The organism is Pelagimonas phthalicica, assembly GCF_004364805.1.
GTDB classification, from domain to species: Bacteria; Pseudomonadota; Alphaproteobacteria; order Rhodobacterales; family Rhodobacteraceae; genus Pelagimonas; species Pelagimonas phthalicica.
In genome coordinates, this window is sequence record NZ_SOAP01000002.1 from 737,440 (window position 1) to 751,029 (window position 13,590).

At 57.4% G+C, this 13,590-nt stretch carries 15 protein-coding genes and 1 tRNA gene; 9 read left to right on the top strand and 7 right to left on the bottom strand.

Annotated features, from left to right (window positions below; translation table 11 throughout):
- Positions 1–57 precede the first annotated feature (57 nt).
- Entirely contained in the window at positions 58–537 is a 480-nt protein-coding gene (locus CLV87_RS13715; RefSeq protein ID WP_099246198.1) for a GNAT family N-acetyltransferase, read from the top strand.
- A 157-nt stretch (positions 538–694) separates the two neighbouring features.
- On the opposite strand, the gene CLV87_RS13720 is transcribed toward CLV87_RS13715, so the two are convergent.
- A tRNA-Leu gene (locus tag CLV87_RS13720) sits at positions 695–779 on the bottom strand.
- Positions 780–952: 173 nt separating this feature from the next.
- Between CLV87_RS13720 and CLV87_RS13725 the strand changes: the two genes are divergently transcribed.
- Positions 953–1,453 carry a Hint domain-containing protein gene (locus tag CLV87_RS13725; protein WP_099246200.1) on the top strand — a complete coding sequence of 167 codons (501 nt, stop codon included), beginning with the start codon at positions 953–955 and terminating at the stop codon, positions 1,451–1,453.
- Positions 1,454–1,455: 2 nt separating this feature from the next.
- Here the strand turns inward: CLV87_RS13725 and CLV87_RS13730 are convergent, their stop codons facing one another.
- Positions 1,456–3,198 carry an NAD(P)H-hydrate dehydratase gene (locus CLV87_RS13730; protein WP_099246202.1) on the bottom strand — a complete coding sequence of 581 codons (1,743 nt, stop codon included), beginning with the start codon at positions 3,196–3,198 and terminating at the stop codon, positions 1,456–1,458.
- A gap of 193 nt (positions 3,199–3,391) precedes the next feature.
- Between CLV87_RS13730 and CLV87_RS13735 the strand changes: the two genes are divergently transcribed.
- The 3 genes from CLV87_RS13735 (at position 3,392) to CLV87_RS13745 (ending at position 6,165) form a co-directional block, all read left to right on the top strand.
- On the top strand, positions 3,392–3,730 hold the full coding sequence (locus CLV87_RS13735) for a P-II family nitrogen regulator (RefSeq protein WP_099246204.1): 339 nt from the start codon (positions 3,392–3,394) through the stop codon (positions 3,728–3,730).
- Between the two features lie 112 nt (positions 3,731–3,842).
- Entirely contained in the window at positions 3,843–5,249 is a 1,407-nt protein-coding gene (gene glnA, locus CLV87_RS13740; protein WP_099246206.1) for a type I glutamate--ammonia ligase, read from the top strand.
- A gap of 319 nt (positions 5,250–5,568) precedes the next feature.
- Positions 5,569–6,165, top strand: coding sequence for a hypothetical protein (locus tag CLV87_RS13745; protein ID WP_099246208.1), 597 nt, complete (start codon positions 5,569–5,571; stop codon positions 6,163–6,165).
- A gap of 2 nt (positions 6,166–6,167) precedes the next feature.
- Here CLV87_RS13745 and CLV87_RS13750 read toward each other — a convergent pair whose 3' ends face one another.
- Positions 6,168–7,052 (bottom strand): YiiX/YebB-like N1pC/P60 family cysteine hydrolase, encoded by an 885-nt coding sequence (locus tag CLV87_RS13750; protein ID WP_133840787.1) that lies wholly within the window; start codon positions 7,050–7,052, stop codon positions 6,168–6,170.
- A gap of 157 nt (positions 7,053–7,209) precedes the next feature.
- On the opposite strand from CLV87_RS13750, the gene CLV87_RS13755 reads away from it, so the two are divergent.
- Positions 7,210–8,031 (top strand): lytic murein transglycosylase, encoded by an 822-nt coding sequence (locus CLV87_RS13755; RefSeq protein WP_099246212.1) that lies wholly within the window; start codon positions 7,210–7,212, stop codon positions 8,029–8,031.
- Positions 8,032–8,183: 152 nt separating this feature from the next.
- Positions 8,184–9,017, top strand: a complete 834-nt coding sequence (locus tag CLV87_RS13760; protein ID WP_099246214.1) for a hypothetical protein — start codon at positions 8,184–8,186, stop codon at positions 9,015–9,017.
- On the opposite strand, the gene CLV87_RS13765 is transcribed toward CLV87_RS13760, so the two are convergent.
- From CLV87_RS13765 to CLV87_RS13775, 3 genes are read right to left on the bottom strand one after another with little or no spacing between them, the layout of a single operon-like run.
- Positions 9,002–9,751: a heme-dependent oxidative N-demethylase family protein gene (locus tag CLV87_RS13765; protein WP_099246216.1), complete on the bottom strand. Its 750-nt coding sequence runs from the start codon at positions 9,749–9,751 to the stop codon at positions 9,002–9,004. The two genes, CLV87_RS13760 and CLV87_RS13765, sit on opposite strands and share 16 nt — an antisense overlap.
- Positions 9,752–9,755: 4 nt before the next feature.
- On the bottom strand, positions 9,756–10,286 hold the full coding sequence (locus CLV87_RS13770; RefSeq protein WP_166652755.1) for an NUDIX hydrolase: 531 nt from the start codon (positions 10,284–10,286) through the stop codon (positions 9,756–9,758).
- A 1-nt stretch (position 10,287) separates the two neighbouring features.
- On the bottom strand, positions 10,288–11,184 hold the full coding sequence (locus CLV87_RS13775; protein ID WP_099246218.1) for an endonuclease/exonuclease/phosphatase family protein: 897 nt from the start codon (positions 11,182–11,184) through the stop codon (positions 10,288–10,290).
- A 121-nt stretch (positions 11,185–11,305) separates the two neighbouring features.
- Between CLV87_RS13775 and CLV87_RS13780 the strand changes: the two genes are divergently transcribed.
- Positions 11,306–12,553 (top strand): bifunctional alpha/beta hydrolase/OsmC family protein, encoded by a 1,248-nt coding sequence (locus CLV87_RS13780; protein ID WP_099246220.1) that lies wholly within the window; start codon positions 11,306–11,308, stop codon positions 12,551–12,553.
- Positions 12,554–12,561: 8 nt separating this feature from the next.
- Here CLV87_RS13780 and CLV87_RS13785 read toward each other — a convergent pair whose 3' ends face one another.
- Positions 12,562–12,945 carry a hypothetical protein gene (locus CLV87_RS13785; RefSeq protein ID WP_099246222.1) on the bottom strand — a complete coding sequence of 128 codons (384 nt, stop codon included), beginning with the start codon at positions 12,943–12,945 and terminating at the stop codon, positions 12,562–12,564.
- 82 nt (positions 12,946–13,027) lie between these two features.
- Here CLV87_RS13785 and CLV87_RS13790 point away from each other — a divergent pair, with 82 nt between their 5' ends.
- A complete protein-coding gene (locus CLV87_RS13790; protein WP_133840788.1) occupies positions 13,028–13,564 on the top strand; it encodes a hypothetical protein in 537 nt (178 codons plus the stop codon).
- Positions 13,565–13,590: the final 26 nt, after the last annotated feature.

The following is a 13,590-nucleotide window of genomic DNA, read 5'->3' on the forward strand; positions in this document are numbered from 1 at the left end:
GCCAGCGCTGCCACCCTTCCCGACGCCAACCTGGCACACACTTGAACTGGAGGCCCTATGCCTGAACTAGAGCCCAAGGCGGGCCTTCTCGACAACCCTGATGTGCAAAAGCTCATACACCGACATCTGACCCATGCCGTCGCGCAAACCCCTGAGGAAAGCGCGCATGGTCTCGACCTCTCGGAACTGCGCGCATCAGAGGTACGATTTTGGACGCTTTGGCTTGGCGATGACCTGCATGCCATCGGAGCGTGGAAACAAATAGGCGAAAACCAAGCTGAGCTGAAATCGATGCATGTTGCTGAGGCCGTTCGCCGAAAAGGCACAGGGGCCGTGCTGCTAAAGCATCTCATTCAAGATGCAGAAGCGGCCGATATCAGAACTCTCTTTCTCCAAACAGGATCAGGACCATTCTTTGCGCCCGCCGTCGCGCTTTACCGACGACATGGCTTCATCGAATGCCCGCCCTTTTCAGACTATGGCGAAGATCGGAACTCCATCTATATGATCAGGGACAGTGGCACCAAAGCAGGATAGGGTCAGGACCCATTGTCATGCGCCTCGTTGTGTTGCCCCTAGCCTGACAGACCGTCTTAAAACGGCCGCCCAGCCGGACCGAAGTTTCTCTCGCCCCCTTCCGTCGAAGGAGTAAGAGGGACAACGTGAACACAATCGTCTCTTTGGAGGTGTTTTTTGGTGCGGGTGGAGGGACTTGAACCCCCACGCCTTGCGGCGCCAGAACCTAAATCTGGTGCGTCTACCAATTCCGCCACACCCGCATCCTGTCTGGTGACTCGTTTTCCTGTCGCCAGTCCGGCGGGGTTTAGCAAAGCTTTTTGCCAAGTGCGAGAGGAAAATTGCGACAAAGCAAATTGCAGAAAAAGCGCGACATTTACCAGATCTTGCAATATTGTGGCGACAAAGAGGCAGAAAACATACGAGGCAAACGCCAATGGAACCGAAAACGGTCCGGCGTGCTCCTGGGGCAGGTTTCCCCGCGCGCCATATTGCGCCTGAAGACGCTGTCAATGCGTTGCCCGCCGGTACGGTGGTGCTAACGCTTGACGGGGCGCTTCCGGTTGAATTTTTGAACGAGGGGGATCGGGTGATCTCGCGCAATTGTGGCGTTGCCACGCTGACGCGCATCCACCGAGATCGCCGCCGCGTCGATACCATCACCATCCAGAAAGGCACTTTGGGTGTCTCCCGCCCCGAGCAAGACGCGCTTGTCTTGGCACGACAAGAGATCTTGGTGCGTGATTGGCGCGCTGGCACGTTGTTCGGCGCATCACAGGCCTTGGTCCCGGCTCGGCGTTTGATCGATGGCGAATTTATCCGCGACGCGGGTCAGCTCAACCTCGACCTGTTCGAGCTGCATTTTGACAGCCCGCAGATCCTATATGCGGATGGGTTAGAGCTTGCCTCGGCCAATTTGGTGCCCGCGACTGTCTGAGGCTAAAGCCCAAGCGCGCGAAACACCTTTGGCAACTCCTCGGGCAGATCCTCAGCAATCAATCCGGGGCCAAAGCTGCGCGCGGCCTCTACATGCAGCCAAGCGCCGGTCTCAGCCGCTGACATCGCATCGAATCCGCGCGCCAAAAGGCCGGTGATCATCCCGGCCAGCACATCCCCTGCCCCAGCGGTTGCCAACCAGGGCACCGCGCGATCACCAACTGCGGCATTGATCGAACACCGCCCATCCGGCGCGGCAATCACCGTGTCAGCCCCTTTGAACAACACCACACAGCCCGCGCGTTTTGCGGCCTCACGTGTGGCATCGACCTTGGAGTAGGTCGCCGTGTTTTCCTGCGCATCGAGCCTTTCAGCCAGATCCGGGAACAGCCGGGCAAATTCACCCCCATGCGGGGTCAACACGCAATTGTCATGCAGCATATCGAACAACACGTCAGGCTTGCGCTGAAACCGTGACAGCGCATCCGCATCCAGAACCGTGCCCCGCTTGGCTTCTAGCGCAATGCGCACCAAATCCGCCGTTGCAGGCCCCAGCCCCAATCCCGGCCCAAGACAAAGCCCGGTGATCCGCTTATCCTCAAGGATCTCACCCAGCCCATGGGTGCCATCCAGCCCCTTGACCATAATGGCGGTCAACTGCACCGCATGTTCCGTCACCGCCCGCATCGGACAGCCAACCGTCACCAGCCCAGCCCCAATCCTGAGCGCCCCGCGCGCCGCCAACCTGGCCGCCCCACCCTGACCGGGAGGCCCTGACATCACCAGGGCATGGCCATGGTTGAATTTGTGGCCATGATGTTTGTTCACAAAAGAAAACCACACATCCGAACGCGCCCTATGCCCATGAAAGACCGGTTCAATCAAACGGACATGACCTTCCACTGAAACTGGCAACTCACGTGGGCTGTCAGTAAAACCAAGTCCACGTAGCAGTTTGACTTTAAGCTTACGCGTCGATTCGCCACCCGCCCCCAGGAAATGCCCCAGCTTGGCATTATGAAATGTCACGGTAAGGTCTGTATCAAAGTACCAATCCATAAAGCCCGGCCAGCCTTCCGGAAATTCCCCTCGCTCGTCCTCCCAGTCAATTAGGATCTCTCCTGAATCTGCTGACAGGCCACTTGGAATATCCACACTGACTCGCCGCATCTTTCGACGCTCGCGACGCGCTGCTCCCTCCCAGTCATCCCGAAACAATCGAAACATATTGGCCAGCGCCACCGGAATCGGCCGCGTCAGCCCAGTGCCAAACACCGCATCCACCAAAAGATCCGGTGCGCCCAAAGGCTCAATCTCGTCCCAGGTTGAAATCGTGCCCCCCGCTTCGAGCCAGGCAACCCGACAAGCCACGGCATCTGGTGCCCCTTCCCCCGGCGCAGCCAGCTCCCAAACGGACACCTCCCAGCCCCGCGCCTTCAACAACCGCGCAACAACAAACCCATCGCCACCATTGTTCCCCGGTCCACACAGCACCACCGCCCTGTGCTTCTTTGGGCCGGAAATATCCCGGGGGGGCCGCCCTTGGGCGGCGGGGGCAGCGCCCCCTTCCCCGCTCGCCGCAGGCACATCCGGCACCTCCATATCAAGTTCCGGCCATTCCTCGAAAATCGCCTCAACCACGCCCTGCCCGGCGCGCTCCATTAACTCCAGCCCGGTGACCTCACCGCTCTCGATCGCCGCTTGCTCGATGGCGCGCATTTGGGCCGCTGTTACGAGTTCCGTCATTCCTTAAACACCTGCTCTCATCATCCGCGATTCAATTTCGTCTATTTCTTGTGCATTTCGCCCAAATCATGGGCGTGATGAATTTTTCAGCACCTTTGCCTCGTCCTGCGTCACCCTATCCGATTGTCCCCGGCAATGAGAAGTGGTCTCCCTCAGCGTCAAGAAACGGGATTCAAAGAGAGGAGCCAAGGCCATGAAAAAGATCGAAGCGATCATTAAGCCGTTTAAGCTCGACGAGGTTAAGGAAGCCTTGCAAGATGCAGGAATTCAGGGCCTGAGCGTGGTCGAGGTCAAAGGGTTTGGCCGTCAGAAAGGTCACACCGAACTCTATCGCGGTGCTGAATATGTTGTCGATTTCCTCCCCAAGGTGAAAATCGAGATCGTTCTGGACGATGATCAGGTTGATGGGGCGATTGACGCCATCACCAATGCGGCAAAGACCGACAAAATCGGCGACGGCAAGATTTTTGTCTCCCCTGTTGAGCAGGCCATCCGCATCCGTACCGGCGAATCCGGCTCGGACGCTCTTTAAGACCGTCAAAGTTAGACACCAAACCTCCCGGCGCGCGCCCAAAATTTTTCCAAAATTTTGTACCTCGCCGGGTGACGCATGTAACGCATAAAGCAATCAAGGGAATAGTGATATGAGCGCAAAAGACTTGCTCAAACTGATCAAGGACGAGGACGTCGCTTACGTCGACATCCGTTTCACAGATCCACGCGGCAAACTGCAGCACGTGACCGTTCAAGAGGACCAGGTCGACGAAGACTTCCTCGAAGAAGGCTTCATGTTTGACGGTTCCTCCATCGCTGGCTGGAAATCCATCGAAGCATCTGACATGAAACTGATGCCCGACTGCGACAGCGCTTATATCGACCCGTTCTACGCGGAAAAAACCGTCTGTGTTCACTGCTCCATCGTTGAGCCTGACACCGGCGAAGCCTATGAGCGTGACCCGCGCGGCACCGCACAGAAAGCCGAAGCCTACCTGAAATCCTCCGGCATCGGCGACGTTGCTTACATGGGTCCAGAGGCGGAATTCTTCCTGTTTGACGATGTTCGTTTCTCGAACTCGATCAACAAAGTGTCCTACGAAGTCGACGCCATCGACGGCTCCTGGAACACCGACACCGAATACGAAATGGGCAATACCGGCCACCGTCCGGGCGTCAAAGGCGGTTACTTCCCCGTCAACCCAATCGATGACGCGCAGGACATCCGTTCCGAAATGCTGTCGACCATGAAGCGCCTCGGCATGAAAACCGACAAGCACCACCACGAAGTGGCGTCCTGTCAGCACGAGCTGGGCCTGATCTTTGACAGCCTGACCAAGCAAGCGGACGAGCTGCAGAAATACAAATACGTCATCCACAACGTTGCGCAGGCCTATGGCAAGACCGCAACCTTTATGCCCAAGCCGATCGCAGGCGATAACGGCACCGGCATGCACGTGAACATGTCGATCTGGAAAGACGGCAAGCCTCTCTTTGCAGGTGACAAATACGCGGACCTGTCTCAGGAAGCGCTGTACTTCATCGGTGGTATCCTGAAGCACGCCAAGACCCTGAACGCGTTCACCAACCCGTCCACCAACTCCTACAAGCGTCTGATCCCGGGCTTCGAAGCTCCTGTTCTGCGCGCCTATTCCGCACGTAACCGTTCCGGTTGTGTTCGTATTCCTTGGACCGAATCCCCCAAGGCCAAGCGCGTTGAAGCTCGCTTCCCTGATCCGTCCTCCAACCCATACCTGTGCTTCGCGGCCCTGCTGATGGCTGGTATCGACGGCATCAAGAACAAGATCGATCCAGGCGAAGCCATGGACAAAAACCTCTATGATCTGCCTGCCGAAGAGCTGGCCGGTATCCCGACAGTATGTGGCTCCCTGCGTGAAGCCATGGAATGCCTGGAAGCGGATCATGACTTCCTTCTGGCCGGTGACGTGTTCACCAAAGACCAGATCGACGGCTATATCGCCCTCAAAATGGAAGAGATCGAAACCTACGAGCACACGCCGCACCCTGTTGAATTCGGCATGTACTACAGCTGCTAAGCTGCGGTTTCCAAAACCTTACGGAAAGGCACCCTTTGGGGTGCCTTTTCTTTTACGCCTTCTTGATCCCTGTGGCAGCCGCCTTGTTTTCGGCCACATTATTGCCAACAATTTTACGAAACTCTCCGCCAATCCCTGGCTTTTATGTGGCATTTGGCCCCGATTGCGACGCTTTGAACAAAATTCAGCGCAATTGTGACCGGCAGAAGGCAAGCTTGCCTTGTCCCCGCCTTAGTCGCTGCAAACACGCCTCACACCCGCCCATCTCGACGCGCAAGCTGTCAATCAGGCAACCACCTGAACCTGAGAGAGCGCTGACATGGAACGCAACATGGCCACCACGGCGACCCTGACCTTCACCGAGGATCGCTTTGTCTCCCTGTCCAAATTGTCGGAGATCCTGACAACAGCACTGTTGCGCGTCAAAGAGGTGGTTGCCGCCGTTGAAACCGAGCAAAACAAGCTGATCATCACCTGTGACCGCTATTGCACCGTTCTGGATGTGATCTATGGCGAAAAGCATACGCAGCTGACGGTGTGCGTGCTGGACAAGCCAAAAGATGCGGAAACCAGCCGTGAAACCAAGCTGGCGCATCTGGCCTTTTTGCTGTTTCCGCTGTGCCTGAACCTGCCTGCCACCTATCTGACCTGGCCGCTCAGCGATGTGCACATTCCGCGTCAACGCTTTGTCGATGGGCTTGCGGATAGTTTCAAACAGCACAAACCAGAGCCAAAACCTCAACCTGTCGCATCCGACGAACTTCCAGATGAAGAAGACCTGCGCGACATGATCCGACAGGCGTCCCATTCACTGCAAGCCAATCCGCGCAGCAAGCCAGAGCATGTCAAAACGCCCCGCTCGGTGTTTGACCGCCTCTCCCAAGCGGCCCGCCCGGTATTATCCTCGCTGCATTAAACTTAATGCATTTCTGGCCGCGGCCAGTGCTTTTTGATCGTCTCGGCCAGATCCTGCCTTGTCAGGCTACGCGCCCAATTTGGCCCCGCCGCGACAAAACCGATAAACGTCAACGATGGGTCAACAAGCCCATGCGCCGCGATGGCGTCAGGCACAATCAAGCTCCGCCCATAGGCCTGTTGTTGCGGCAATTTCAGCCCCGGCATGGCAAGGTTCACCAGTTCGGCGCAAAACAGACACTCCTGCGTTTGCAGATCCATATGCATGTCAAAAGGCTTGTCCCATTGCGCCATAAGCACCTGCAAGGCGTGACGTTTTTCGGCCTGGGTCAGGTTTGGGCGAAACACTCCAACCCCGTCTACATCCAAGATGTTCTCAACCGGAGAAAACATCACCCGTGGCGGCGTGGATTCATAAAACACCTGCCCATTGCGGATCTTGTCGCGATGCGGGTCCAACGCTGATAGCTGCCACAACCCATGTGCGCGCAACTGCTTTTCAGTGCCAAGATAGACCAGCGAGTGTTTGAAATAGCCGGGAATGAAATAGCCGTTGATCTGGCTGCGATCATTGGTCAGCAGGATATCCATGGGGCGCAGGTGGCGCTGGACAAATTCCCAGGCCTCCGGCTTATCCTTCAGATAAGGCTGGCGCAGGTGATGGGCGTCATTGACGATCGAGGCGCGATCCGCCTTGGGCTCAATCATCGCAATGATCGGATCAGGATAGCGATCCACGCCGATACAGCAGGTCTTGGCCACCGAAGCCACATCCGTCTCTGGCCCGGCAGTCATGACCGGGTAATTTGTGCAACTGGACAGCATGGCCAGCGCGCATAGGGTTTGGGCCAGTTTCGCAACCCGGCCCCTGCCAAAGCCCAATTTCATCGCCACCCCCAAATTTCCCTTCACGGACATCAAAGCCGAGGGAACCGGCCCGGGATAGGGGCGTTTTCGCCGCATGGGGTCAGGAATTCCCCCTTGGCCCAACGCTTTGAAACCGGTTATCGTCGCCACGAAGTTATTCCAATTTTCGGAGAGCCTGATGCGCCGTTTCGTTTCCGCCCTTTGTCTTTCACTTTTGACCGCCGGGTTGGGCGCTGGCCCTGCCATGGCCGCGAGCTGCGGCAATGACGGATCGGGCTTTAACGCCTGGAAAAAAGAATTCGCCCGCGAAGCCCAGGCCGCAGGCGTGAAACAGCGCGGCATCGATGCGCTGATGGGGGCCAGCTATTCCCACGGCACGATCAAGGCGGATCGCAGCCAAAAGGGTGTGAAATACTCCTTTGATAAGTTTGTAAAAATCCGCCTCGGCTCGCTTGATGGCTTTGCCTCGGGCGCGCGCAAACGCAAGGCCCGCAATGCCGGATTCTATGCCGGTCTGGAAAAACGCTATGGCGTGCCCGCCGGTGTGGTGATCGCCATTCATGGCATGGAAACCGCCTATGGCAAATTCATGTGGCCGAAAAAGGCACCAACCGTCGTGTCGTCGATCCTGACCGTGGCCTATGACTGCCGTCGCTCTGATTTCTTTACCCCGCACGCCCTCGCCGCCCTCAAAATGGTGGATCGCGGCATGCTGAGCCCGAACCAGAAAGGCGCGTATCACGGCGAGTTGGGCCATACCCAATTCCTGCCGGGCAATGCCATGCGTTACGGTGTGGACGGCAATGGCGATGGCCGCGTCGATTTCTATAACGAAGCAGATGCGCTGGCCTCGACCGCGAATTTCCTGCGCCAGAAAGGCTGGAAACCGGGCAAAGGCTATCAGGAAGGCGAGCCAAACTTTCGCGTGCTGAATGAATGGAACGCTGCGACGGTCTATCAAAAAGCCATCGCAGCCTCGGCCATTCGCATCGACCGCTAAGCCGATCTGACGGGCGCGTTTACCCTGCGTTAACCAAATGGGCACAAGCGATCCGTTAAAAGTCTCTTAAAATCTTTATTCCGCCCGATTATGACCAAAGTCGGGTGGAATAAACGGTCCTCAAGATAAATCTATTGATCTTTGAGGACAGTATGTACGCCACCGAATATCCATATGCCGGGTTGATTTTGCCTGATGCATCGGATCTTGATCCACGCCCTTATTTGAACGCGGCCCGCCGCGTGCTGGCGCGGCTGGACCCTCACCCCACTGGCGGCACACGTCTGGACCCGACAGAGAACATGGTACATGGCAATGTCTTTGGCATGCGCATCGACCCTCAGGAAGACAGCGATTACGGCCCCCGCATGGTGATCGAGGTGGTCACCAGCCAAGGCCAGCCAACCGAAGACGAAGCCGCCGCGCAGATCCTGTCAGACACGGTTTTGCAAGCGCTCAAGGCCTCGCCCGCCGATATTATCGAATGGTACTCGCCTGACGTGCTTTTGGACGCCGAGGATTTTGTCCGCTTGCGCAGCTATGTCTCGCCCAAACGCGCCCCAATTCAGCCGGTGGCGCAAGTGGTTCAAGAGGTTACGCCGCTGCCCGAGCCCGCCCCCTTGCCCCAGCATGAAAGTGAAACCCTGGTTCTGGGCGATCCCGTTATGGAACGGGACGTGCTGAATTCGCTTTACCACTATGACCAAGAGGACGTGGCAGAAGAGTCCGTTGAGGCCCCTGTTTATGCAGAGGCTGATGAGGTTGCGACCGAGGCAGAGAAATCCCGCCTCAGCGCGGCGAGCTGGCTCATGGCGGCCATGGTCGCCATCGTCTCCCTGCCCGTTGGCGTGGCCATGTTCATAATCGGCATCTATCGCGGCATGGAATTCCGCCTGGTGTCACAGGTGTTGGCCGTGACGGTGCTGTTCACCGTTCTTTACAACACAGACCGCCTGAACCTGGTGATGCGTCAGCTCCTCCACTGACGCAGCGCATCCGGCCGCTGCAACATGTAGGTGTGGATGGAAAACACCACTGCCCCGGTTTCAGGCAAGCGCAACAGACATTGCCGTTCGCATCGCAGATATGGCGCGGTTGCCGGGTCAGCGGGCGGGCGCGGATCGTTGACGGAGCGCGGCTGAAACAGGTCAGCCGTGTCATTCCAAAGCGCATTCCACCGCCATAGCGGACGCCCGACCTGTATCCCGTCAAACAAGCGCTGCACCCGACGGGCGATGTTGGGGTCATAGTCGTCGACCGCGCCGTGGATATGGGTCAGCGGGCGGTTGATTTTCTCAGAAAGCAACCAACTCGCCGGAAAGCACAGGATGGCGGCGGTCATAACATGCTCTCCCTCAGGATTATCCGTTTTTTTTTGCAGGATGCACATATCCTCTTGAACGGATTTACTCATTAATTCCAATGGGTCACAACTGTCAGTTAACCTGACATCCTGAAACCGCTCCCAGGCGAGACCGCCTTTGGCTTTCAGGTTGGTTTCGACATACTGACAAAGCTCCTGACAGGCACCTTCAGAACCTGAGGTTCGCGCAATAACCCTCTGACCTTCCTCATGAATTAACTTCGACCTCAGCGCCACCTGCTCTGCAAAGCTTTCATCAACATGCAGCCAATCCTCTTCGGCAAGGGGCGCGATACCCGGCAGCGGTTTGGGATTGGAGACGTCAAAGGGCGTTGATGTTTGGAATATCAAAGACACGGGCTTAACCTATAAATCTCAACACCTTATCCCGCATTCTCAGCACTGATTGCGAGGAGGTCAAGCGCTCTAACTCGTTTAGAGACACCCATTGTAACTCCTTTGACTCATGTGAAATTTTCACATCGAAATCAGAGGCTTGCATGAGGTAACGCAGATCATAATGCAGATGTTCGGGCTCAGCTTTCCGCGCTGGGATGGCGTGAATATCGATATCAAGAATATCCTGTAATATCAAATCTATACGCGACAATCCCGACTCTTCATAGGCCTCTTTAAGCGCCACAAAGCGTGGATCACAGATCCCGTCGCAATGCCCGCCCAATTGCAGCCAGCGATCCAGTTTGGCATGGTGGGTCATCAGCACCGCGCGCCTGTCAGGAGACAGGACAAAGGCCGATCCAGTGATATGACCGCCGATGAATGGATCACGGGAAAACGCGGCTTTGCCATGGGTCGCGATCAGCGCCTCCACCCGCGCCAGTTCTGCCGCGTCTCGAGGCAATTGGTACAAAACCTCTCCGAAATCGTACATATTACCCCCCTGCTGCAATCGAAAGGCGCGCGACGACGCCGTGATGGTCGGACCCGTTTTTCTCGATGGTGAAGGCGTGCTGCGCATTGGGGGCCGTGCTGAGAACATGGTCAATTCCAATGGGCAGGCCAAGCGGCAAATCAAAGCTCTTGAACCACGGGCCGACGCGTTTGGCCCCACTGGCTTGCGACATGCGCGCCAAGGTATGGGACCAAGCAACGGCATTGAAATCCCCGGCAAGGATGGCGGCCCCGTCAAGGCGCTGCAAGTCCGGCAGCAAGGCATCGACCTGCTGCGCCTGCCCCTTGGGCCAGGGCCAGTTGAGATGTACCGAAACCACCCAAAAGGGACCTCGCGGCGAGGTGACTTGAAAACCAGCCAAACCGTCGCGCAGAGAACAAAACTCCGTCCCCGCAACAACCGGAAAACGGGACAAGACCGCCTCGCCCAACAACGGACCAACCGGGCATAGATGCTGAAACGGGTAATCCGCGCGCAATTCATCCAACACCGCACGGTTCCTTTGCGAGACTTCTTGCAAGGTGATGATATCCGGTTGCACGCGGGCGATGTTGTCCAGCAGCCCCGCGCCGCCATCGGCACGGTTGAACAGCATGTTTTGTTGATACAGCGTCACGTCATAATCGCTGGCCACATCCGGGCCTGCGCCTTTCACGACATGAAACAGAACGATCCCCATCGCGAGGCTGGCAAGCGGCCAACGCAAAAGGCGCGGCCAAGCCGTCCAAATCACGGCAAGCGCAAAAAGCAGCGCCAATTCAAGCCGAAACACCGCAAAACTGTCGCCTGCCGGGTGGAGAAAGCCCAGATACCCTGCCAACAGGCCCCCGCCAATCAGGATTGCAACAGCCTTCACCAAAACCGTCAAACCGCTCACCTTCCTGTCATTGGAGTGTCACAGACCTTGTGTCATCGCGCTTTGACGCGCAGTTTTAGGGCAACACAACACAGACGCAATCAACAAAAGCGCGGCTTGCGAGCTTCGCCAAGGAAACGACATGCCAACCGAACGCATCACATTTCAGGGCCATGGCGGCGACACATTGGCGGCGCGGCTTGACCTGCCCGAGGGTCCTCATCTGGCCACGGCGCTGTTTGCCCATTGTTTCACCTGTGGCAAGGATATACCCGCCGCGCGTCGGATCGCGGCGCGCCTGGCGGCTATGGGCATCGCTGTCCTACGCTTTGACTTTACCGGCCTCGGTCATAGCGAGGGGGAGTTTGCCAATACCACCTTTACCTCGAACGTGGCGGATCTAAAGGCGGCCAGCGCCTTTCTTGAGAGCCGCGGCATGGCCCCGAGCCTGTTGATCGGCCATTCCTTGGGCGGTGCCGCCGTGCTGCGCGCCGCGCCCGAGATCGCCTCGGCCAAGGCGGTAGTCACCATCGGTGCGCCCTTTGATCCCGGTCATGTCACCCACAACTTTGGCGAGGCGCTGGATGAGATCGCCGCCAAGGGCAAGGCCGAGGTTCTGCTGGGCGGTCGGCCGATCACGCTGGGTCAGGAATTTGTCGAGGATGTGCGGGCCGAGACCTTGGGGCCGATCATCGCCAATATGAAACGCGCCCTGCTGGTACTACATGCCCCGCGGGACGAGATTGTCGATATCTCGAACGCAACGCAGATCTTTACCGCAGCCAAGCACCCCAAAAGCTTTGTCACTCTGGATGACGCCGATCATCTGGTCACCGATCCATCGGATGCGGAATATGCCGCCGAGGTGATCACCGCCTGGGCTGGGCGTTATCTGAAGCTGACCCCGCCTGCCCCGCCTATTGGTGCCCCCGAGGGTGTGGTGCGCGTCAAGGAGGCTGACCCAAACGGGTTCCTGCAGGATATCCAGAACGGACCCTATCACCATGCGGTCGCGGATGAGCCGCTGGCCTATGGCGGGACAAATCGCGGCATGTCGCCTTATGGTTTTGTCGCCTCGGGTCTTGGGGCCTGTACCTCGATGACGATCCGCATGTATGCGCGGCGCAAGGGCTGGCCTTTGGAGGGGATCGCGGTGGATGTGACCCATGACAAGGTGCATGCACAAGATGCCGAGACGGCCAAGGACACCCGCGTGGACCGGTTCAAACGGCGGATTTGCTTTGAGGGAAATCTAACCCAGGATCAGATCACGCGCCTGTTGGAGATCGCCGATAAATGCCCGGTGCATCGCACGCTTGAAAAAGGCGCGCAGATCGAGACCGAGCTGGCGCTGTGCCCTGAGATGCTAAAGGATATGGGCGAAGGGTAACCTTTGCCCTAACCCGCCTCGTCCAGCAAGGTCAGCGCTTGGCGAAAGAGAAAGTGAAACTCGGACGCGTTTTGCGCCGTCATCCGGGACAGCAGCAAGAACCGGTAATTATCCGCATCAGCCATGCGCAAGGCGCTGGACAGGGCGAGCAGCCAGGTTTCGTCAAAACTGCGCTCGGCTTGCCCGGGTGGGTTGAATTCTGTTGCGCGCGCCAAAAGTCGCGGCAGGTCAATCAACAGCCTGACCACCGGCTCTTCGCTGGCGGTGATCTTGTGCTCGGCCTGATGGGCGGCGACGATGCGCAAGGTCTCGAGCAGCGGGTCATAACTGACATCCATATGCTGCACCCAAAGGCGGGACCAATAGGCATGGGCGGCGTGACGGGACACCATAGGCTGCTCCTGACTCATTTCTTACTGTTTTTATAAGGTATATGTGATGGTTGTTCAAGTCTGTTGATGCAAGACGGCTTTGATGCAACAATCGGGAACAGCCTGCTGGTGTGCCGGTCTTGTTAACCACTTGTTTAGACAAAGCTGGCCGTGTTTTAGAAAAACCAAGCGGGGAGGAAACCCTATTCAAGTTCGAGCACGCATCATCGCAAATGGGGAACTGGTGTTCCTGCGCTTTACCGGCCGACAGACGGCCGAAGCCGCTGTGTCAGAGCTGCAGCGGATGCGCAGTTTGCCGGAATATGAGGTTGGCATGCCAGAGCTTGCCGACCTGTCCGGAATTACCGGGCATAACCTGAATTTCGATAAGATGCGCCTTTTGGCGATCGCAGCGAATACCGAAGGCAAGGAAAGCGGTCGTATCAAAAAAATCGCCGTTTTTGCGCCCGACCCGGCGCTGTTTGGCATGGCACGGATGTTTTCCACTTTGTCAGAACTTGAGCCGGGCAATGCGCGGGCGGCTGCGTTTCAGACCCAGTCAGAGGCCCTTGAGTTTCTGGGCCGGCCTGAGGCAGGTTTTGAGGAAATTCCTGGTTACGACCTCGTCCCACTGGCCTGACAGGTCCAACAGTATGACAAAGAAAA